This window comes from Pseudomonas sp. SWRI22 (genome assembly GCF_014268395.2).
In the GTDB taxonomy this organism is placed as follows: Bacteria; Pseudomonadota; Gammaproteobacteria; order Pseudomonadales; family Pseudomonadaceae; genus Aquipseudomonas; species Aquipseudomonas paracarnis.
In genome coordinates this window covers 3,276,883-3,295,395 of record NZ_JABWQK020000001.1, presented here as the reverse complement: position 1 = coordinate 3,295,395, position 18,513 = coordinate 3,276,883, and the positions used below count along the sequence as shown (strand labels likewise).

The 18,513-nt window shown below is 60.3% G+C and carries 20 protein-coding genes and 1 other RNA gene; 8 read left to right on the top strand and 13 right to left on the bottom strand.

From position 1 onward, the window contains the following. Window positions 1-69 precede the first annotated feature (69 nt). Genes HU730_RS14490 through HU730_RS14470 form a run of 5 tightly spaced genes read right to left on the bottom strand, consistent with a single transcriptional unit; the run spans window position 70 to window position 4,859 of the window. Window positions 70-1,287, bottom strand: a complete 1,218-nt coding sequence (locus HU730_RS14490; RefSeq protein ID WP_167514228.1) for a 2-octaprenyl-3-methyl-6-methoxy-1,4-benzoquinol hydroxylase — start codon at window positions 1,285-1,287, stop codon at window positions 70-72. 8 nt (window positions 1,288-1,295) lie between these two features. Next, complete coding sequence (locus tag HU730_RS14485) at window positions 1,296-1,781, bottom strand: DUF4442 domain-containing protein (protein WP_060763919.1); 486 nt, start codon at window positions 1,779-1,781, stop codon at window positions 1,296-1,298. After that, window positions 1,774-2,961, bottom strand: a complete 1,188-nt coding sequence (gene ubiH, locus HU730_RS14480; RefSeq protein WP_057975323.1) for a 2-octaprenyl-6-methoxyphenyl hydroxylase — start codon at window positions 2,959-2,961, stop codon at window positions 1,774-1,776. The genes HU730_RS14485 and ubiH overlap by 8 nt, the downstream gene beginning before the upstream one ends. Further along, on the bottom strand, window positions 2,958-4,280 hold the full coding sequence (gene pepP, locus HU730_RS14475; protein ID WP_034129009.1) for a Xaa-Pro aminopeptidase: 1,323 nt from the start codon (window positions 4,278-4,280) through the stop codon (window positions 2,958-2,960). Before pepP ends, ubiH begins: the two co-directional genes overlap by 4 nt. A 21-nt stretch (window positions 4,281-4,301) precedes the next feature. Then, window positions 4,302-4,859 carry a YecA family protein gene (locus tag HU730_RS14470; RefSeq protein WP_034129010.1) on the bottom strand — a complete coding sequence of 186 codons (558 nt, stop codon included), beginning with the start codon at window positions 4,857-4,859 and terminating at the stop codon, window positions 4,302-4,304. Between the two features lie 138 nt (window positions 4,860-4,997). On the opposite strand from HU730_RS14470, the gene HU730_RS14465 reads away from it, so the two are divergent. The 4 genes from HU730_RS14465 to HU730_RS14450 all read left to right on the top strand — a co-directional run bounded on the left by HU730_RS14465 (window position 4,998) and on the right by HU730_RS14450 (window position 6,420). Beyond that, on the top strand, window positions 4,998-5,207 hold the full coding sequence (locus HU730_RS14465; RefSeq protein WP_003177365.1) for a TIGR02449 family protein: 210 nt from the start codon (window positions 4,998-5,000) through the stop codon (window positions 5,205-5,207). Further along, window positions 5,204-5,521, top strand: a complete 318-nt coding sequence (locus HU730_RS14460) for a cell division protein ZapA (protein WP_054895993.1) — start codon at window positions 5,204-5,206, stop codon at window positions 5,519-5,521. Before HU730_RS14465 ends, HU730_RS14460 begins: the two co-directional genes overlap by 4 nt. A gap of 30 nt (window positions 5,522-5,551) precedes the next feature. Further along, window positions 5,552-5,730, top strand: a non-coding RNA gene (ssrS, locus tag HU730_RS14455) — 6S RNA. A gap of 57 nt (window positions 5,731-5,787) precedes the next feature. After that, window positions 5,788-6,420 (top strand): 5-formyltetrahydrofolate cyclo-ligase, encoded by a 633-nt coding sequence (locus tag HU730_RS14450; RefSeq protein ID WP_034129012.1) that lies wholly within the window; start codon window positions 5,788-5,790, stop codon window positions 6,418-6,420. Window positions 6,421-6,429: 9 nt separating this feature from the next. On the opposite strand, the gene HU730_RS14445 is transcribed toward HU730_RS14450, so the two are convergent. After that, on the bottom strand, window positions 6,430-6,579 hold the full coding sequence (locus HU730_RS14445; RefSeq protein WP_010207387.1) for a hypothetical protein: 150 nt from the start codon (window positions 6,577-6,579) through the stop codon (window positions 6,430-6,432). 195 nt (window positions 6,580-6,774) lie between these two features. On the opposite strand from HU730_RS14445, the gene HU730_RS14440 reads away from it, so the two are divergent. Then, a complete protein-coding gene (locus HU730_RS14440) occupies window positions 6,775-7,224 on the top strand; it encodes an EVE domain-containing protein (RefSeq protein WP_186527238.1) in 450 nt (149 codons plus the stop codon). Between the two features lie 114 nt (window positions 7,225-7,338). Here HU730_RS14440 and HU730_RS14435 read toward each other — a convergent pair whose 3' ends face one another. Continuing rightward, the gene (locus tag HU730_RS14435) at window positions 7,339-7,746 is read right to left on the bottom strand and encodes a flagellar basal body-associated protein FliL (RefSeq protein ID WP_014720413.1); all 408 of its coding nucleotides are present in this window, start codon (window positions 7,744-7,746) and stop codon (window positions 7,339-7,341) included. Between the two features lie 150 nt (window positions 7,747-7,896). Between HU730_RS14435 and HU730_RS14430 the strand changes: the two genes are divergently transcribed. Further along, window positions 7,897-8,874: an NADPH:quinone oxidoreductase family protein gene (locus tag HU730_RS14430; protein ID WP_019817790.1), complete on the top strand. Its 978-nt coding sequence runs from the start codon at window positions 7,897-7,899 to the stop codon at window positions 8,872-8,874. Between the two features lie 291 nt (window positions 8,875-9,165). After that, entirely contained in the window at window positions 9,166-10,503 is a 1,338-nt protein-coding gene (gene glpT, locus HU730_RS14425) for a glycerol-3-phosphate transporter (protein WP_032878817.1), read from the top strand. Here the strand turns inward: glpT and HU730_RS14420 are convergent. Beyond that, the gene (locus tag HU730_RS14420) at window positions 10,500-11,153 is read right to left on the bottom strand and encodes a gamma-glutamylcyclotransferase (RefSeq protein WP_060763917.1); all 654 of its coding nucleotides are present in this window, start codon (window positions 11,151-11,153) and stop codon (window positions 10,500-10,502) included. The two genes, glpT and HU730_RS14420, sit on opposite strands and share 4 nt — an antisense overlap. Window positions 11,154-11,403: 250 nt before the next feature. On the opposite strand from HU730_RS14420, the gene HU730_RS14415 reads away from it, so the two are divergent. After that, window positions 11,404-11,886, top strand: a complete 483-nt coding sequence (locus HU730_RS14415) for a hypothetical protein (RefSeq protein ID WP_060763916.1) — start codon at window positions 11,404-11,406, stop codon at window positions 11,884-11,886. Window positions 11,887-11,946: 60 nt separating this feature from the next. On the opposite strand, the gene HU730_RS14410 is transcribed toward HU730_RS14415, so the two are convergent. From HU730_RS14410 to trxA, 5 genes are all read right to left on the bottom strand, one after another. Beyond that, a complete protein-coding gene (locus tag HU730_RS14410; RefSeq protein ID WP_034129017.1) occupies window positions 11,947-12,915 on the bottom strand; it encodes a CDP-6-deoxy-delta-3,4-glucoseen reductase in 969 nt (322 codons plus the stop codon). Beyond that, window positions 12,915-14,381, bottom strand: coding sequence for a 4-hydroxy-3-polyprenylbenzoate decarboxylase (gene ubiD / locus HU730_RS14405; protein WP_003195329.1), 1,467 nt, complete (start codon window positions 14,379-14,381; stop codon window positions 12,915-12,917). The genes HU730_RS14410 and ubiD overlap by 1 nt, the downstream gene beginning before the upstream one ends. Before the next feature lie 59 nt (window positions 14,382-14,440). Beyond that, entirely contained in the window at window positions 14,441-16,423 is a 1,983-nt protein-coding gene (locus HU730_RS14400; RefSeq protein ID WP_054895998.1) for an acyltransferase family protein, read from the bottom strand. 156 nt (window positions 16,424-16,579) lie between these two features. Next, window positions 16,580-17,839, bottom strand: a complete 1,260-nt coding sequence (rho, locus tag HU730_RS14395) for a transcription termination factor Rho (protein ID WP_003176825.1) — start codon at window positions 17,837-17,839, stop codon at window positions 16,580-16,582. Window positions 17,840-18,073: 234 nt separating this feature from the next. Next, window positions 18,074-18,403, bottom strand: coding sequence for a thioredoxin TrxA (trxA, locus tag HU730_RS14390; RefSeq protein ID WP_034129019.1), 330 nt, complete (start codon window positions 18,401-18,403; stop codon window positions 18,074-18,076). Window positions 18,404-18,513: the final 110 nt, after the last annotated feature.

The window sequence follows — 18,513 nt, the reverse complement described above, 5'->3', positions numbered from 1 at the left end:
GAATATGCGCCGGAGCTGACGGCCTCATCGCGGGCAAGCCCGGCTCCCACAGAGGGTTGTATTGTCAGTTCAGGGTTTGGCGAGTTCGGGGAGATCACCAGTCAACCCCAGTGCCTGGCGCACAAACACGGCTTTGGCTTCGGGCATCTGGTCGACGATTTTCAAACCCGCGTTGCGCAACCAGCGCAGCGGCAGTTGATCGGCCTGGAACAAGCGCTCAAAGCCTTCCATCGCCGCCATCAGCGCCAGGTTATGGGGCATGCGGCGCCGCTCGTAACGGCTCAGCACTTTCACATCGGCCAGGCGCTCGCCGCGCTCGGTCGCCGCCAACAGCACTTCGGCCAGCACGGCTGCATCGAGGAAACCCAGGTTGACGCCCTGCCCCGCCAACGGGTGAATGACGTGGGCGGCGTCGCCGATCAACGCCAGGCCTTCGGCCACATAACGTTTGGCATGGCGCTGGCGCAACGGTACGCACACACGCGGGTCGGCACTGACCACCGTGCCCAAGCGCCCCTCGAAGGCACGCTCCAGTTCCCGACAGAAGCGTTCATCATCCAGCGCCATCAAGCGCTCGGACTCCGCGGGCGTGGTCGACCAGACAATCGAGCACCAGTCTTCCTGCCCATCGCGCACCAGCGGCAGGAACGCCAACGGGCCGGTGTCGGTGAAACGTTGCCACGCGGTGCGCTGGTGCGGCTGACTGCTGCGCACGCTGGTGACGATGGCGTTGTGCAGGTAATCCCATTCGCGGGTAGGTGTACCGGTCAGGCGGCGTACAGCGGAGTTGGCACCGTCGGCGGCCACCACCAGCGGCGCGCGCAGCTTGCGGCCGTCGGCGAGGGTCAACAACCAGTCATCGCCGGATCGGCGCATCTGTTCCAGGCGCGCATTGGCCAGCAGGCCGAGGTCGCAGTCATGCAGGCGATCGAGCAAGGCATCCTGCACCACGCGGTTCTCGACGATATGCCCAAGCACCTCCGCATGCACACTGGCCGCCGAGAAGTGGATCTGCCCAGTGCCGCTGCCGTCCCATACCTGCATTTCGCCATAGGGGCTGGCACGCCGCTCTACGATGCCGTCCCACACGCCCAGGCGCTCAAGAATGCGCTGGCTGGCCGCCGACAGCGCGCTCACCCGCTGTTCAAACGCCGCAGCCGGTTCAAACGGCTTGACGCTCAACGGGCTGCCGTCGAGCAGCAGCACCTGCAGGCCACTGCCCTGCAACGCCAGCGCCAGGGCGCTTCCGACCATTCCGGCCCCGACAATCAGCACATCTGCGCGCATGTCCATATTCAAGCCTGTCTCGCTGGCGGCTTGCGCCGCACATAAAGGGTTTTGTCGACCCGCGCCACCAGGGTGCCGGAGCCGTCATGAATCTCGACCTTGAGGTGGGGCAGATATTTCTCGCCACCTGCGGTCTGGCGCCGGATTTCATCGAGCAAAGTGTCGTCGATAGAGAATTCGGCATACACCGGGCCTTTGCCCGGCGAGATGAAGTCGATACTCGCAGCCTTGTCCCACACGATGTAGTCGCGGCCCAGGTTTTCCATCAACAGCAACATGTAGAACGGATCGACCATCGAATACAGGCTGCCGCCAAATTGCGTACCGACGTAATTGCGGTTGTACCAACCCAGGCCCATGCGCACCTTGGCATGCCGGAAGTCGGCACTCAGTGCCTGCACCCGCACCCCGGCGCCGAGGTACGGCGGGTACAGGGTGAGGAACCAGCGCAACAGCCGCGCCTTGCCCACGCGTTGGGTTAGCCACTTACGCATCGGAACGCGTACCCAGGCCCATGGCCTGGCGGGCGAACCAGCGTTTGGCTGGTGGCAACAGGTCGAGGCCGAGCAAGCCCATATTGCGGCCCAGCGCCACCAACGGTTGGGCACTGCCAAACAGGCGCGTGACCTGGTCGGAGAAGCCTACGGTGAGTTGCTGGTCCAGGCGCTGGCGCTCGCGATAGCTTTGCAAAGTCGCCAGGTCACCCGGCACAGCAGGCCCGGCCAGCAGCGCTTCGGCCAAGGCATTGGCATCGCGCAGAGACAGATTGAACCCCTGCCCGGCAATAGGGTGCAGGCTATGGGCGGCATTGCCGAGGACCGCCAGGTGCGAACGCACTTGCTCTTCGGCTTCCACCAGGGTCAACGGGTACAGGTGGCGGGCACCCACTTGCTTGAGGGTGCCCAGGCGATACCCGAACACACCCTGCAGTTCGCTCAGGAAGCTACGCTCGTCGAGGCTGGCCAAGCGCTGGGCGTCCATGCCGATGCGGGTCCAGACCAGCGCGCAGCGGTTGTCCGGCAGCGGCAGCAAGGCCATGGGGCCTTCATCGGTAAAGCGCTCGAACGCCTCGCCATTGTGGGCTTCGCTCGGGGTGATGTTGGCGATCAGGGCGCTCTGGTTGTAGGGCCGGGTTTTCACGCCAATGCCCAGTTGCTCACGCAAGCCGGAACGGCCGCCATCGGCCAGTACCGCCAGGTCGCATTCCAGCACGGTTTCATCGTTGAGGGTCAGGCGATAGCCATCGGGCAGCGGCTCCATGCGCGTGACTTCCGCCGGGCAGCGCCAGCTCACCACGTCCTTGTCCAAGCCTTGCCACAGGCATTGGCCGAGCCAGGCGTTTTCTACCACATAACCCAGGGCCGGCACGCCCTCCTCCATCGCAGACAAACGCGCGGTGGAGAAACGCCCACGGTCCGACACGTGGATCTGCTTGATCGGCTCTGCACGTCGGGAAATGGCTTGCCACAGGCCCAGCCGCTGGTAAATCTGGCGCGCGCCAAACGACAGCGCGGAAGAGCGCGCATCGTAGCTCGGTTGGTAACTGTCGCCCGGTGCAAAGGGCTCGATCAGCACGATCTTCCAACCCCGCGCCTTGGCCCCGGCTTGCAATGCCAAGGCCAGGCTGGCCCCCACCAGGCCGCCGCCGATAATCGCCAGGTTGACCCGGCTCATCGGGCAGCCGCCATCAACGCTTCGATCTCGGCAACGGTCTTGGGCACGCCGCCAGTCAGGATTTCACAGCCTTGCTTGGTCACTACCACGTCGTCCTCGATGCGCACGCCAATGCCACGCCATTTTTTTGCCACGTTCTGGTTGTCCGGGGAAATATAGATGCCCGGCTCCACGGTCAAGGCCATGCCCACTTCCAGCACGCGCCATTCACCGCCCACTTTGTACTCGCCCACATCATGCACATCCATGCCCAGCCAGTGGCCGGCACGGTGCATGTAGAAGGCGCGGTAGGCTTCGCTGGCGATCAACTCGTCAACGTCACCTTGCAACAACCCCAGCTTCACCAGGCCGGCGGTGATGACTTGCACGGTCGCCTCATGGGCCTGGTTCCAATGTTTGTTCGGCGCGATCTGCTTGAAGGCGGCTTCCTGGGAGGCCAGCACAATCTCGTAGATCGCCTTCTGCTCCGGCGAAAACTTGCCGTTGACCGGCCAGGTACGGGTGATATCGCTGGCGTAGCAATCTATCTCACACCCGGCGTCGATCAGCACCAGGTCGCCGTCCTTGAGCACTGCGTCATTCTGCTGGTAATGCAGGATGCAGCTGTTGCGCCCGGCGGCGACGATGGAGCCGTAGGCCGGCATTTTCGCACCGCCTTTGCGAAACTCGTAATCCAGCTCGGCTTCCAGGCTGAACTCATGCAGGCCGGCACGGCTGGCCTGCATCGCCCGCACATGGGCCGCACAGGAAATTCGCGCTGCCTCGCGCATCACCTTCACTTCTGCCGCCGATTTATACAGGCGCATATCGTGGAGCAAATGATCCAGGGCAACGAATTCGTTCGGCGGCTGGGCGCCCAGGTGTGCTTTGGAACGGATCACGTTGATCCACTCCATCACGTGCCGGTCGAACTCGGCATTGCTGCCCATGGCCGAGTACACGCGGTCGCGACCTTCGATCAGGCCGGGCAGGATGTCGTCGATATCGGTAATGGGGAAGGCATCATCCGCGCCAAAGTCGCGAATCGCGCCCTCGGTGCCCGCACGCAGGCCGTCCCACAATTCGCGCTCGGCATTGCGCTCGCGGCAGAACAGCACGTACTCGCCGTGCTGGCGACCGGGCATCAGCACGATCACCGCTTCGGGCTCGGGGAAACCGCTCAGGTACTGGAAATCGCTGTCCTGGCGGTAAACATGCTCGACATCGCGGTTGCGGATGGCCACGGCGGCGGCCGGCAGGATCGCGATGCTGTTGGGTTCCATCTGCGCCATGAGCGCCTTGCGGCGACGGGTGTATTCCGCTTTGGGGATATGAATCATGGGCAGATGGGCTTCCTTTCTTTAGTGCAACGACGGCTTGGCAGCGACCGGCTCAGCGGACTTCCTGGTCTCGGTGAACAGCAGCAACGGCGCGACGCGCAGGTATTCCATGACTTCCATGTAGTCGCCTTCGCCATCTTCGGACTCTTCCAGGGCATCTTGCACCTGTGAGATCGCCGCCAGGTCCTGCAGCACTTCCTTGGCGTCGGTGCTCAGCTCCAGGCCGCCGGCATTCACGCCGAAACCGTGGAGGAAGCCCTGGCACCACTGGCCCAGGGCAGCAGCGCGCTCGGTGAGCGGCGCGTCATCGGTCGGCAGCAGCAGGACCACGGTGACGTCGTCACCGGTCAACTCGCCCTTGACCATCTCTTGCAGGCCGATCAACGCATTGCGCACGTTCTCGGTGGGTTCGGTTTCCAGCAACTCGGCCACATCGGCCAGCCAGTTGTCGGCATCAAAGCCCACACCGGTGCAACTGCGGCCCAACAGCACGCCGTGCAGTTCGGCAGGCGAGCAAGGGTGGCCGCTGGTGCTCAGCAGTTTGGAAAAAGCGTCGTACGGGGAATTCTGAATGGGCATGGTGAGCTAGGCGCCAGACGGCGCAATGTCTAGAATGGAGCGCTGTATCCTAGCACCGGCAGACGTACCAAGACTATCGAGGGCGTCAGATCGTTTATCCTGCAGTTGCCATTCATCAGACAAATCCAGTGGAACCCAATGGAAGACACCGACCTGCAAGCGCTGATGGCCAGACTCGAACTGCTAATTGATCGGGTCGAGCAACTTAAGAGTCAAAACGGACTCCTATTAGCTCAGGAAAAGACCTGGCGCGAGGAACGCGCTCACCTCATTGAAAAAAACGAAATCGCCCGGCGTAAGGTCGAATCGATGATTTCGCGCCTGAAGGCCCTGGAGCAAGACTCATGAGTTCAAGCAATAGCGTTACCGTGCAGATCCTCGACAAAGAATATTCGATCATCTGCCCCCAGGAAGAACGCAGCAACCTGGTGAGCGCTGCCCGCTACCTGGACGGCAAGATGCGCGAAATCCGCAGCAGCGGCAAAGTGATCGGCGCCGACCGCATCGCTGTGATGGCCGCGCTGAATATCACCCACGACCTGCTGCATAAGCAGGAGCGCCCTGACGTACAGGCCAGTGGTTCGACGCGCGAGCAGGTGCGTGACCTGCTTGATCGCGTGGATCTGGCGCTTTCCACCGATTCAGACACACCCAAGGGCTGATTGCCGAGCGGGTTTAAGGTATACTCGCCCCACTCCCTGGCGTGTTTGCCAGTCGGCGATGTCCCTGAGCCGATTCGCACTACCCTGGAAGTTGCACGTTGGGCTGGTGTGCATGTCCGCTAGACGGAAAGCCTTAAAGCCTACTGCTTCTTCCACCTTGAACTTTCGGGTTCAAGGGCTAAGTCGACAGCGGCTCTGTCGGGGAGCCTGAATTCCCAAACTCAATGCCAGTCCCCGGACTGGCATTGTTTTATGAGCCGAAAATCATGACCGAACCTGCGCCGCTATCTCGTCCGCAACTTCGACGCATGTTGCGCAAGGCCCGCCGCGCCCTCACGCCAAGCGAGCAGCGCCAGGCCGCTCAGGGTCTGTACCGGCAACTGGCACAGCACCCGCTGTTTCGCCGGGCCAAACATATCTCTTTATATTTGCCCACGGACGGTGAAATCGATCCGCGCCTGCTGCTGCGTGCGGCCCAGCGCCGCGGCAAAGCCACTTACCTGCCGGTGCTCAGCGCCTGGCCGCGCACCAAGATGGTGTTCCAGCGTGTACGACCTGGGGACAAGTTGCTGCCAAACCGCTTTCGCATTCTGGAACCACGGGTCAATGCCCATCGTCAGCGCCAGGTCTGGGCGCTGGACCTGGTGTTATTGCCGCTGGTGGGGTTCGACGATGTGGGTGGGCGCCTGGGCATGGGCGGCGGGTTCTACGATCGCAGCCTGGCCTATCTTGCCCGCCGCCAGAGCTGGCGCAAGCCAACGCTGCTGGGGCTGGCCCATGAATGCCAGAAAGTCGAACGCCTGGCGCAGGCGAGTTGGGATGTGCCGTTGGCGGGGACGGTGACTGATACGCAGTGGTATGACGCACAAACGCCGCTGGAAACAGCGGCGCCTTGGTGAATGCTTGAGTTAACGCTTGAACGGTTGTGGCTGCTGCTGAGCCAGTTCAACCGGTGCATCGGTCTTGTTCGACCACAGGCTCTGGGCATAACCGGTGGTCACAACGCCCAGACCAAACAAAATAACCAAAATCCATAGTAAATCCGGCTTACGTTGCATCGATTGCCCCCCTTTCAGGCACCTCGTACACGATGACAACAACGTTCCAAAGTAGTCCGTTGCAGCTGCGTCAAGCTTAAAAGCGCGCATTCTGCGGTAACGTGAACCAACACGCAAACCTTGACGCCAACCGACTGTCGGTTTGTCATGCAATTGCCCGACAACTTGCCCAATGCCTTTTTCAGGAGCCCAACAATGGCCTACTGGCTGATGAAATCCGAGCCCGACGAACTCTCTATCAACGGCCTGGAAAAGCTCGGCGAAGCGCGCTGGGACGGGGTACGCAACTATCAGGCCCGCAACTTTTTGCGCGCCATGGCCGTGGGCGACGAGTTTTTCTTCTACCACTCCAGTTGCCCGGAGCCAGGGATTGCCGGCATCGGCAAAATCACTCGGGCCGCCTATCCGGACCCCACTGCGCTGGTACCAGAAAGCCACTATTTCGACGCCAAGGCCACCCCGGAGAAAAACCCGTGGAGCGCGATCGATGTTGCCCACGTGCAGACCTTTCCCAAGGTGCTGGGCCTTGGCTATCTAAAGCAGCAAACTGCACTGGCTGAAATGCCGCTGGTGCAAAAGGGCAGCCGGCTTTCGGTCATGGCAGTCACACTGGAGCAGTGGGCAGCGGTCCTGCAGTTGCTTTAATTGATACTGGCTTCTTGCGGTGCCTGTCAGGGCCTCTTCGCGGGCAAGCCCGCTCCCACACTGGAATGCGAGCCCCTGTGAAAGCGGGCTTGCCCGCGATAGTCGCGCAGCGACTTACTGGATGATCAGGTTGTTGAACAGCAGGTCTTCTACCACCGGCTTGCCGGTTTCATCGTTCATCACCTGCTGCGTTTGCTTCAACGCTTCCTGACGCAGCTTTTCCTTCCCTTCCACACTGCTCATGGTCTCGTTGGTCTGCTGGGTAAACAGCGCGACCAGTTGGTTGCGAATCAACGGGTCGTTGGCCTTGACCAACTTCGCCGCCTCATCACCGGTCACGCGCAGGGCAATGTCGGCCTTGTAGACCTTGAGCTTGGCGGTGCCATCCAGGCCATAATTGCCCACGAACGGCGGGCTCAGGCTGATATAGCTGACCTTCGGCGCCTCGCCTTCTTTGGCCTCTTCGGCCTGGGCTGCCATCGGCAAGGTCAGGGCCAGCATCAACAGGATCCACGCTTTCACAGTTCATTCCTCGAATTCGGTTGCCGGGTAGCATAACGCTAGCAAGGCTGAGCACAAGCTTATGGGGGCTTATCAGGCGCGGGCATGCTCGTTGACCCGCGGGCGTTCCCTCCTACACTTATCGGCCACGACGCCAAAAGGAATAGTCCGATGAAAGCTGTGCTGTGCAAAGCCTTCGGCCCCGCCGAAACCCTGGTGCTGGAAGAGATCGCCAGCCCCGCGATCAAGAAGAACGAAATCCTGTTGGACGTGCACGCCGCCGGGGTGAATTTCCCGGACACCCTGATCATCGAAGGCAAATACCAGTTCAAGCCGCCCTTTCCGTTCTCACCCGGTGGCGAAGCGGCAGGCGTGGTCAGTGAAGTGGGTGAGAAAGTCAGCCATCTGAAAGTCGGTGACCGTGTGATGGCGCTGACCGGCTGGGGCAGCTTTGCCGAGCAGGTCGCGGTGCCCGGCTATAACGTGCTGCCGATCCCGCCGAGCATGGATTTCAACACCGCCGCCGCCTTCAGCATGACCTACGGCACCTCCATGCATGCGCTGAAACAACGCGCCAATCTGCAACCCGGCGAGACCTTGCTGGTGCTTGGCGCGTCCGGTGGCGTGGGCCTGGCCGCCGTGGAGATCGGTAAGGCCATGGGCGCCCGGGTGATTGCCGCCGCCAGCAGCGCCGACAAACTCGCGGTGGCCAAGGCGGCTGGCGCCGATGAGTTGATCAACTACAGCGAAGCCAGCCTCAAGGATGAGGTCAAGCGCCTGACCGATGGCAATGGCGCCGATGTTATCTACGACCCGGTGGGTGGCGACCTGTTTGACCAGGCCATTCGTTCGATCGCCTGGAATGGTCGGCTGCTGGTGGTGGGTTTCGCCAGCGGGCGTATTCCTGAACTGCCGGTGAACCTGGCGTTGCTCAAGGGCGCAGCGGTGGTCGGGGTGTTCTGGGGTTCGTTTGCCCAGCGCCAACCGCAGGACAATGCAGCGAATTTCCAGCAGTTGTTCACCTGGTATGGCGAGGGCAAGCTCAAGCCGTTGGTGTCGCAGGTGTATCCGCTGGAACAGGCAGCACAGGCGATCAATGATCTGGGACAGCGCAAGGCAGTGGGTAAAATAGTTGTCCAAACCCGATAACACACCTGAAATGCAATCCATGTGGGAGCTGGCTTGCCTGCGACAGCGGTGAGTCAGCTGCTACAGATGAAGCTGAAAGACCGTCATCGCAGGCCAGCCAGCTCCCACAGCAGTTACTTCGCGGTCTTAGGACCTAACCACGACCATCACTTATCTATAGGCGACATGTTCGTAAAAGAACATGCAATTGCTCTCGTTTCCTGTGTTTGCAGATAAGAGGCGATGCTATTTTCGGTAACGAAACTGTAACATTCGCATCCGCAGTCAAAACAAGAAATTTGGAGCTCTTGAATGTTTGCTTTCTTTCGTCCTGCCGCACACCAGGCGCCCCTGCCTGAAGAAAAAATAGACAGTACCTACCGACGGCTGCGCTGGCAGATCTTCGCGGGTATTTTCTTTGGTTACGCCGGTTACTACCTGCTGCGTAAAAACTTCTCCCTGGCCATGCCCTACCTGATCGACGAGGGTTACACCCGCGGTGAACTGGGCCTGGCGATGTCGGCGATTGCGATTGCCTACGGCTTGTCCAAATTCCTGATGGGCCTGGTGTCCGACCGCTCCAACCCACGCTATTTCCTGCCCTTTGGCCTGCTGGTTTCGGCGGGGGTGATGTTCATTTTCGGTTTCGCACCTTGGGCAACGTCCAGCGTGACCATGATGTTCATTTTGCTGTTCATCAACGGCTGGGCCCAGGGCATGGGTTGGCCGCCAAGTGGGCGGACCATGGTGCACTGGTGGTCGCAGAAAGAACGCGGCGGCGTGGTGTCCGTGTGGAACGTGGCGCATAACGTCGGCGGTGGCTTGATCGGCCCGCTGTTCCTGCTGGGCATGGCGTGGTTCAACGACTGGCATGCGGCGTTCTATGTACCGGCCACCGTGGCCCTGGCGGTGGCGGCGTTTGCCTTCATCACCATGCGGGACACTCCGCAATCGGTGGGCCTGCCGCCTATCGAGAAGTACAAGAACGACTACCCAGAAGGTTACGACGCCAGCCACGAAGACGAATTCAGTGCCAAGGAAATCTTCGTCAAGTACGTGCTGCGCAACAAAATGCTCTGGTACATCGCCTTCGCCAACGTGTTTGTCTATCTGCTGCGCTACGGCGTACTGGACTGGGCGCCGACCTACTTGAAAGAAGCCAAGCACTTCACGGTCGATAAGTCGTCCTGGGCGTACTTCTTCTACGAGTGGGCAGGTATCCCGGGTACGCTGCTATGCGGCTGGATGTCGGACAAGATCTTCCGTGGCAACCGCGGCCTGACCGGCATCGTGTTCATGGCCCTGGTGACAGTGGCAACCCTGGTTTACTGGCTCAACCCGCCGGGCAACCCGATGATCGACATGATTGCGCTGTTCTCCATCGGCTTCCTGATCTACGGCCCGGTGATGCTGATCGGCCTGCAGGCACTGGAACTGGCTCCGAAGAAGGCCGCCGGTACCGCAGCGGGCTTCACCGGTCTGTTCGGTTATCTGGGCGGTTCGGTAGCGGCAAGTGCGGCCATGGGCTACACGGTCGACCATTTCGGCTGGGACGGTGGTTTCGTGCTGCTGATTGGTGCGTGCGTACTGGCGATCGCGTTCCTGATCCCCACGCTGTGGCACACCAACAGTGTCAGCTCGGCGCGTTAATCGCCCGGGCAACCCTTGGCACAACGCTTGAGCCGCGCCTCCAGGTTTTTATCTGGCATGGCGTGGCTACGCAGGGCGTTCACGGTCTGCTCGACATAATCGCGAGTCGTGCCGTAACGCCCGCAAGCGCTTTGCAGTACATGATTAAGCACGATATCAGGCAAGTTGCCAGCATAGCTGGGCAAATGCCGCTCCAACACAAACCCCAACGCCTGCACGGTGCTGCCATCTTGCAATCGGCAGCTGAGCCAGTGCGGCCGGTAAGAGGGGTATGGCATCTCGCGTTGCCACAGGGCAAACAGCGAGGCCTCCAACTGATCTTCCGGCAAACGGTAGGCGAACCCGCTGCAGGAACCACCGCGGTCCAGCCCGAACACCAACCCCGGCAATTCCGGCGTACCCCGATGCTCATGGGACCACAGGTACAAGCCCCGGTGATAACCGTGGACCCGTGCCCGTACGCGCTCGGTGGATGAACATTCAGGGCGCCAGATCAGCGAACCATAAGCAAATAGCCACACCGGCCCACCCTTATGCCGTGCCATGGTGGCTTGCATCGAGCTCATCAACTGTTCGTGTGTGAGTTGCGGCCCAAGATCGAGGCGCGGAGGGTAAGCCAATTGCAGAAGATCGGTTTCAATGGCGGTCATGGCGAAATGCGGTGCGCCTCCTGAGTGTTACCAGTTGTGAGCGACTTTACCGTAATAAAACGCAGCGCTGTAACCGTACGGCGAAAAAGTGCCACTGGGCATTAATCAACGCCGCCACTCGTCAGGATCTGGACGGTTAATCCCGCTACTGTCAGCCCCGGTTCAGCCTGGGCGGGCGCCATGCCGTCAAACTAGCGCGCACATAACGACCCACTTAGCCGTTCATTACATCGACTATCGAGGTCGCCCCATGAAAAAATTTAGATTGCCTGGGCTGTTGTTCCTGGCCCAAGCCACCACCGCGCTGGCGAGCGAAACCCCACCCGCCAACGACGACAAAGGCTTCTGGTACGCCCAGACCAGTGTCTACACCCGGCACTTCGCACCCGACCCCGAGCACAACAACAAGCAGGACTTGATCGGCCTGGAACGCAACGAGGCGTCGGGCCTGCTGTATGGCGGGGTGACTTTTCGCAACTCGTTCCGCCAGCGCTCGTACTACGCCTATGCGGGCAAGCGCTATGACCTGGCCGAGTATCCGGTGTATGCAAAATTGACCGGCGGGCTGCTTCAGGGCTATCGCGGCGAGTACCGCGACAAGATCCCGTTGAACCGATTCGGTGTGGCGCCGGTGATCATTCCGTCGGTGGGCGCGCATTACGGGCCGGTGGCGGCGGAGTTGGTGTTGCTCGGGTTCAACGCGGCAATGGTGACAACTGGCGTGCGCTTCTGACACGACACTGTCCCCTGTGGGAGCTGACTTGCCTGCTCCTACATTATTCAGCGCAAGGCTTCAGGGCCTTGGGGCGTAGGCGAAGACGTCGGCGCGCATCCGGTGCGCATCCATGCCGGCGCTGACCAGTGCGTCCAGCGTGCCGTAGATCATCGCCGGCGAACCGCTGGCGTAGACGTGCACGCTATTGAGGTCGGCAATGTCTTCGCACACTGCCTCATGCAGCAAACCACAGCGCCCTTCCCAACCACACAGGTCGCTGACGACTTTGTGCAGGAACAGGTTGGGTAATTGCAGCCATTGATCCCAATGCTCGATTTCGTAGAAATCTTCCGGCAGACGCACGCCCCAATACAGATGCACCGGGTGCTTGAAACCTGAAGCGCGGCAATGCTCGATCAGACTGTTCATCTGCGCCATGCCGGTGCCGGCGGCCATCAGTACCAGTGGCCCGTCTGGCAGTTCAGCCAGGTGAGTGTCGCCAAACGGCAGCTCGACGCGCGCCATCTGGTTACGCTGCAACTGTTCGATGAGGCTGCGCGCGCTGGCTTCCCGTGCCAGTACATGCAACTCCAACTCACGCCCGGCATGGGGCGCCGAGGCCAGGGAAAACGCTGACTTCTCGCCGTTGTCCCGCTCGATCATCAGGTATTGCCCGGCGTGATAACGCACCGCCTTGCCAGCCGGGGCGCGCAGGCGCACGCGCCACACATCGCCACCCACTTGCGCACACTCGATCAATTGGCACGACAATTTGCGCAACGGCAACTCTCCCGGCGCCAGAACGCCATCCCACAGCACCACACAATCCTCCAAGGGCTCGGCGATACAGGTGTAGAACTCACCATGATCGCGCACTTCCCCGGCTTGGCGTACCCGGCCCTCCACCAGCAACGCCGCGCAGACATGGCATACGCCATTGCGACAGGCTTGAGGGCACTCATAGCCCAGGCGACGGGCGCCTTCGAGGATTCGCTCGCCAGGAGCCAGCTCCAGCACAGCACCGGAAGGTTGCAGGGTTACACGCATCAATCTATTCCCAATTCTTTCCAGATCGCATCGACCCGCGCAGTGACAGCTTCATCCTTGACGATCACCCGGCCCCACTCACGCGTGGTTTCGCCCGGCCATTTGTGCGTGGCATCCAGGCCCATCTTTGAGCCAAGGCCCGATACCGGCGACGCGAAGTCGAGGTAGTCGATAGGCGTGTTGTCGATCATCACCGTATCGCGCTTGGGGTCCATGCGCGTGGTGATGGCCCAGATCACGTCGTTCCAGTCCCGGGCATTGATGTCGTCGTCGGTGACAATAACGAACTTGGTGTACATGAACTGTCGCAAAAACGACCATACGCCGAGCATTACCCGCTTGGCATGCCCCGGATACGACTTCTTCATGGTCACGATGGCCATGCGATACGAACAGCCCTCGGGCGGCAGGTAGAAGTCGGTGATTTCCGGGAATTGCTTTTGCAGGATCGGCACGAACACTTCGTTGAGCGCCACGCCGAGGATGGCGGGCTCATCGGGCGGACGACCCGTGTAGGTGCTGTGGTAGATCGGCTTGACCCGATGGGTGATGCGCTCGACGGTGAACACCGGGAAGCTGTCGACTTCGTTGTAGTAACCGGTGTGGTCGCCGTAGGGGCCTTCATCGGCCATTTCACCTGGGTGAATCACGCCTTCAAGGATGATTTCGGCGGTGGCCGGCACTTGCAGGTCATTACCGCGGCACTTCACCAGCTCCGTGCGATTACCGCGCAACAAACCGGCGAAAGCGTATTCGGAGAGGCTGTCAGGTACGGGCGTGACCGCGCCGAGGATGGTCGCCGGGTCGGCACCCAGGGCCACGGATACCGGGAACGGCTTGCCGGGATGCTTTTCGCACCACTCACGGAAGTCGAGGGCGCCGCCACGGTGGCTCAGCCAGCGCATGATCACTTTGTTACGGCCAATGACTTGCTGACGGTAGATACCGAGGTTCTGGCGGTCCTTGTTCGGGCCTTTGGTGACGGTCAGGCCCCAGGTGATCAGCGGGCCGACGTCGCCGGGCCAGCAGGTTTGCACCGGGAGCATGGCCAGGTCGACATCGTCGCCCTCAATGACCACTTCCTGGCACACCGCGTCCTTGACCACCTTGGGGGCCATGGCAATGATCTTGCGGAAGATCGGCAGCTTGGACCAGGCGTCCTTCAAGCCCTTGGGCGGCTCGGGCTCCTTGAGAAAAGCCAGCAGCTTGCCGATCTCGCGCAGTTCGCTGACGGACTCGGCGCCCATGCCAAAGGCCACGCGCTCGGGAGTGCCGAACAGGTTGCCCAGCACCGGAATATCGAAGCCGGTCGGGTTTTCGAACAACAGCGCCGGGCCCTTGTTGCGCAAGGTGCGGTCGCAAATCTCAGTCATTTCCAGCACCGGAGAAATCGGCATCTGGATACGTTTCAACTCTCCGCGCTGCTCAAGTTGCTGCACGAAATCCCGAAGATCCTTGAATTTCATTAACCATGCCACCCGTAAAATAGGCGTACATCCTACCTGCTCTGAGGGCGGCTGGCAGCTTAATTGGCCGTCAATCCGCGTGATTGCAACGAACTGAACAACGGTTCCAGGAAGGCTTCGATGTGTCGCGCGCCGACGTCTGAAAGGTGGTTATCGTCGGTATACAGCGCTCGGCCATTGAGTTCGACCCGGCATACACCGTCGGTGCCACACAGCAAAGGTGCAGGGTCCAGCACCGCGACACCGCTGTCGGCCGCCGCCAACTCATCAAACAAGTGCGTGATAAAGGCCTGGCGCTTTACATGCTCGGCCACGGCGAGCCCTTCACCGTCCACGGGGCGGTTCATCATGGCCAGGCGGCTGAGACGGTAAGGTACGATGATTTCCTGCAGCGGCACTTCCTTGACCAGCCAGACCTTGTGCCCGGCAGCGCGCAAGCCCTGGATGCGCTCGCGCAAGCCCTGGGCAAAGCGTTGTTCGGCGACGGCACGCACATACTGGCCGGTGCCCGGGTCTTTGAGCGCATGCTCCTTGTCACCGGACATTTGCCCGTACACATACAGGCTCCAGCGGGCGGCCAACACCACATCGCTGAAAGCCTGCTCGGACATGGCCTTCTCGACGCGACGATTGAAATGCGCGCAGCGGGCAATATTCTCCAGGCCATCGAGGGGAATACAGCCGGCAAAACTGGCTTCGACCAGGCTGATATCGTGGCGATCAGCGCCCTCTTTGAGTGCGGGTATCAGCGCGGTGGCGTGACTGTCGCCCCATACCAGCGCTGAAACAGATTGGCCTTTCGGGCCGAAATGGCAGAACAAGCGTTCATCGGGCGTATCTTTGTCGGCCATGCACGCCAGCAGGTCAGGGCTCCACTTCTTGGCCTGGGCAAAACGCAACGCCTGTTCGGACAAGCGCGAAGGCACGCCGTCAGCTTCGCGTATCGCAAGGCCAGTGAAGCCCAGCCCCAGAATGCCGACCATGGCTGACGCCAGAATCGCCTTACGCGAAGCCAGCAAACGTTTTTCCCGGAACGGCGTTTCCACGAAGCGCCAGGACAGATAGCCCAGCACCAGCGAAAGCAGCATCAGCCCCGCCAGCTCCAGCGCGCTCAAGCCATCCACCGCGGCATAGTTGGCGTACACGAACACCGGCCAGTGCCAGAGGTACCAGGAATAAGAGATCAGCCCGATACCCACCATGATCCGTGTGCCCAACAGGCGAGCGACCCAGGTCTGTTGCTGGCCGTTGGCCCAGATCAACCCGACCACCCCCAGCACGGGCAACAACGCGGTCGCACCTGGGAACGGCGTTTTCGCGTCGTAGCCCAGCACAGCGATGAGGATCAATGCCAGGGAAGCCAGGCTGACCCCTTGAGCCAAGGCCGGCGAGGCGCGCCATTCACGCTTGGGCTGCACCGCCAGCATTGCACCGGCCAGTAGTTCCCAGGCCCGCAGGTGCAACAGGAAGAAGGCTTTCTGCGGCTCATGCTGAACCGCCCAGACGCTCATGCCAAACGACACCAACAGTACCGCGAACAATGCCAGGCGCCAGTGCTTCAACCGACTGGAAAGCAACGTCAGCAGCAATGGGAAGAAAATATAGAACTGCTCTTCTACTGCAAGCGACCAGGTATGCAGCAAGGGCTTGATGTCGGATGAGGCATCAAAGTAGCCATGCTGACGCGAGAACAACAGGTTCGACGTAAAGGTCACCTGATAGTGCGCAGACCGCCCTAACTCCTCATAGTCCTTGGGCGCCAACAGAAACCAACCCACTGCCAGTGTCGCGGCGATCATCACAAACAGGGCCGGCAAGATACGCCGGGCTCGACGAGCCCAGAAGTCGATGAAGCTGAAGCGTCCAGCTTGACGCTCACGCCAGATAATTGACGTGATCAGGAAACCTGAGATGACGAAGAAGACGTCAACGCCAACAAAACCGCCAGTAATGCCAGGGACACCAAAGTGGAACAACACGACTGCAAGGACAGCAATGGCACGCAGGCCATCGATGTCTCTGCGGTAAGCAAGGGTGGTCATAAGAATGTGGTCAGTCTGCGACGAAAGGGATGAGCGAAGTCACGCGTCAATTTTTGTTACTTAACGGATACTTATGCCACAAAAATCGCAGAATCTCGACGCAAAAAAAATGGCGTCCCATTAAGGACGCCATTTTTTTGGACCTGAAACGCTGTATTACTTGCGTTTCATCGACAGGAAGAACTCGTCGTTGGTCTTGGTGGTTTTCAGCTTGTCGATCAGAAACTCGATGGCCGCAACTTCGTCCATCGGGTGCAGCAGCTTGCGCAGGATCCACATACGCTGCAGTTCGTCGTCTGCGGTCAGCAACTCTTCGCGGCGGGTGCCGGAGCGGTTGATGTTGATCGCGGGGAACACACGCTTTTCAGCGATGCGGCGGTCCAAAGGCAGTTCCATGTTGCCGGTACCCTTGAACTCTTCGTAGATCACTTCGTCCATCTTCGAGCCGGTTTCAACCAGCGCGGTGGCGATAATGGTCAGCGAGCCGCCTTCTTCGATGTTCCGCGCAGCGCCGAAGAAACGCTTTGGTTTCTCCAGGGCGTGGGCATCGACACCACCGGTCAGCACCTTGCCGGAGCTCGGGATCACGGTGTTGTAGGCACGGGCCAGACGCGTGATGGAATCGAGCAGGATCACCACGTCTTTCTTGTGCTCGACCAGGCGCTTGGCCTTTTCGATCACCATTTCGGCAACCTGCACGTGGCGGGTTGGCGGCTCATCGAACGTCGAGGCAACCACTTCGCCGCGCACGGTGCGCTGCATTTCGGTCACTTCTTCCGGACGCTCATCGATCAACAACACGATCAGATGAACTTCAGGGTTGTTACGTGCAATGTTCGCGGCGATGTTCTGCAGCATGATGGTCTTGCCGGCTTTCGGCGGTGCGACGATCAGGCCACGCTGGCCTTTGCCGATCGGAGCGCAGAGATCGATCACACGACCGGTCAAGTCTTCGGTGGAGCCGTTACCGGCTTCCATCTTCATGCGCACGGTCGGGAACAGCGGGGTCAGGTTCTCGAAGAGAATCTTGTTTTTCGCGTTCTCTGGGCGGTCGAAGTTGATCGTGTCGACCTTGAGCAGGGCGAAGTAACGCTCGCCTTCCTTCGGAGGACGGATCTTACCAACGATGGTGTCACCAGTGCGCAAGTTGAAGCGACGGATCTGGCTCGGCGAGACGTAGATATCGTCTGGGCCGGCGAGATAGGACGCGTCTGCAGAGCGGAGGAAGCCGAAGCCGTCCTGGAGGATCTCCAGCACGCCATCACCGGAGATTTCCTCGCCGCTTTTCGCGTGCTTCTTGAGCAGGGAGAAAATCACGTCCTGCTTGCGCGAACGGGCCATATTTTCTATGCCCATTTCTTCGGCCAATTGGAGCAGGTCGGTAATCGGCTTTTGCTTGAGTTCAGTCAGATTCATATAGGAATGACGTAATCATTTATGGAGGGGGGAAATTAAGCTTTTGGCTTAATGAGGCCGCGCCGCAGAGAAGGCGACAGGATCGCGTACTAATCGAAAAGGAATGCGTCGGCGACGGCTTGCAGGGGGCAGTGGAGAAACCACTGCGGGGCCGAATGTACCACCTGGATTTCGGAGCGTCTAGCCCTGCTTTACGAAAAAGCCCCGCTATTTGCGGGGCTTTTTTGACGACGCTTAGATGTTCGCGTCGAGGAAAGCTTGCAGCTGGGACTTCGACAGCGCGCCCACTTTAGTCGCTTCAACATTGCCGTTCTTGAACAGCATCAGCGTAGGAATACCACGTACGCCATGCTTGGCCGGAGTTTCCTGGTTGTCGTCGATGTTCAGCTTGGCAACGGTCAGCTTGCCTTCGTAGGTGGTTGCAATGTCGTCCAGGACCGGAGCGATCATTTTGCAAGGGCCGCACCATTCAGCCCAGTAGTCAACCAGCACCGGGCCGGCAGCCTTGAGTACTTCGGCCTCAAAGGTCGCGTCGGTGACGTGCTTGATAAGATCGTTGCTCATGGATGTCTCCGGATTGTAAGCAAAAAAAACGTTGCCCATCATAGCCGCCCTTCCCCTGTTCAGGAAGCCGCGTCTGATTGAGTCTTGCTATGAAGTTGAATGAGTGTGGG

What these genes read in the sequence shown, in the direction of transcription:
- HU730_RS14415 (WP_060763916.1), top strand. Translation starts at nt 11,404, where the DNA reads ATGAAAAAATTTAGATTGCCTGGGCTGTTGTTCCTGGCCCAAGCCACC.
- HU730_RS14485 (WP_060763919.1), bottom strand. Translation starts at nt 1,781, where the DNA reads ATGCGTAAGTGGCTAACCCAACGCGTGGGCAAGGCGCGGCTGTTGCGC.
- HU730_RS14470 (WP_034129010.1), bottom strand. Translation starts at nt 4,859, where the DNA reads ATGCCCATTCAGAATTCCCCGTACGACGCTTTTTCCAAACTGCTGAGC.
- HU730_RS14430 (WP_019817790.1), top strand. Translation starts at nt 7,897, where the DNA reads ATGAAAGCTGTGCTGTGCAAAGCCTTCGGCCCCGCCGAAACCCTGGTG.
- HU730_RS14450 (WP_034129012.1), top strand. Translation starts at nt 5,788, where the DNA reads ATGACCGAACCTGCGCCGCTATCTCGTCCGCAACTTCGACGCATGTTG.
- glpT (WP_032878817.1), top strand. Translation starts at nt 9,166, where the DNA reads ATGTTTGCTTTCTTTCGTCCTGCCGCACACCAGGCGCCCCTGCCTGAA.
- HU730_RS14410 (WP_034129017.1), bottom strand. Translation starts at nt 12,915, where the DNA reads ATGCGTGTAACCCTGCAACCTTCCGGTGCTGTGCTGGAGCTGGCTCCT.
- HU730_RS14400 (WP_054895998.1), bottom strand. Translation starts at nt 16,423, where the DNA reads ATGACCACCCTTGCTTACCGCAGAGACATCGATGGCCTGCGTGCCATT.
- HU730_RS14465 (WP_003177365.1), top strand. Translation starts at nt 4,998, where the DNA reads ATGGAAGACACCGACCTGCAAGCGCTGATGGCCAGACTCGAACTGCTA.
- ubiH (WP_057975323.1), bottom strand. Translation starts at nt 2,961, where the DNA reads ATGAGCCGGGTCAACCTGGCGATTATCGGCGGCGGCCTGGTGGGGGCC.
- HU730_RS14445 (WP_010207387.1), bottom strand. Translation starts at nt 6,579, where the DNA reads ATGCAACGTAAGCCGGATTTACTATGGATTTTGGTTATTTTGTTTGGT.
- ubiD (WP_003195329.1), bottom strand. Translation starts at nt 14,381, where the DNA reads ATGAAATTCAAGGATCTTCGGGATTTCGTGCAGCAACTTGAGCAGCGC.
- rho (WP_003176825.1), bottom strand. Translation starts at nt 17,839, where the DNA reads ATGAATCTGACTGAACTCAAGCAAAAGCCGATTACCGACCTGCTCCAA.
- HU730_RS14440 (WP_186527238.1), top strand. Translation starts at nt 6,775, where the DNA reads ATGGCCTACTGGCTGATGAAATCCGAGCCCGACGAACTCTCTATCAAC.
- trxA (WP_034129019.1), bottom strand. Translation starts at nt 18,403, where the DNA reads ATGAGCAACGATCTTATCAAGCACGTCACCGACGCGACCTTTGAGGCC.
- pepP (WP_034129009.1), bottom strand. Translation starts at nt 4,280, where the DNA reads ATGATTCATATCCCCAAAGCGGAATACACCCGTCGCCGCAAGGCGCTC.
- HU730_RS14460 (WP_054895993.1), top strand. Translation starts at nt 5,204, where the DNA reads ATGAGTTCAAGCAATAGCGTTACCGTGCAGATCCTCGACAAAGAATAT.
- HU730_RS14490 (WP_167514228.1), bottom strand. Translation starts at nt 1,287, where the DNA reads ATGCGCGCAGATGTGCTGATTGTCGGGGCCGGAATGGTCGGAAGCGCC.
- HU730_RS14420 (WP_060763917.1), bottom strand. Translation starts at nt 11,153, where the DNA reads ATGACCGCCATTGAAACCGATCTTCTGCAATTGGCTTACCCTCCGCGC.